This window comes from Halorubrum sp. Atlit-28R, assembly GCF_003665955.1.
Classification (GTDB): Archaea; Halobacteriota; Halobacteria; order Halobacteriales; family Haloferacaceae; genus Halorubrum; species Halorubrum tropicale.
This window is the reverse complement of the sequence record NZ_QPLS01000104.1, coordinates 1-570: the sequence shown is the minus strand read 5'-3', so window position 1 is coordinate 570 and position 570 is coordinate 1. Positions and strand designations below refer to the sequence as shown.

The 570-nt window shown below is 48.9% G+C and carries 1 protein-coding gene; it reads left to right on the top strand.

What is annotated here, in order from left to right; genetic code table 11:
• Nucleotides 1–235: 235 nt before the first annotated feature.
• On the top strand, nt 236–570 hold a 335-nt coding region (locus tag DVK06_RS17015), incomplete at its 3' end, for a PAS domain S-box protein (RefSeq protein ID WP_121601131.1).

Below are 570 nucleotides of genomic sequence, written 5' to 3'. Positions count from 1 at the left end.
ACTCTGCTTCAGATTGGTTAAGGGAACGTTCACGATGCAGCTTAGTCAATAGTCTACCAAAGCAACCCTTGCTACTGCATGGGGTCTTGAGACATCACTAATTGTCACTACTTGTCCGGCCGTTTGACCAGCTTTTAAGACAAATTTTATAGATCTTCAATCATCGACCCCAACACCGGTCGCATTCGCTGTGTGCATGCCGGATGCCCCGACCTTCGTATTATAGAAAAGCAATATGGCGCTGCCCGAAATAAAAACGATGCAAGAAAGCGTTTTGGATTCAATACCGCAAGATGCGATGGATACGTTTGTCGTGATCGATTCTGCCAATACAGTCATGGAGTGGAATTGCCAAGCTCAAAGACTGCTTGGATGGACAAATGAAGAAGCACTCGGGAAACCTCTGGACGATCTGATCATTCCAGCTGCTTCGACGTCGGAAAACAATGGCGCACGCTGGGAACACCACAGTGTTGCAGAACTTCGCCAGAGTAATCGCCAAGTCCAGCTCGCCGTCTTGCACAAAGACGGCGGCGAAGTAGATATCGAATTGAGCGCTGCGCCGGTGGA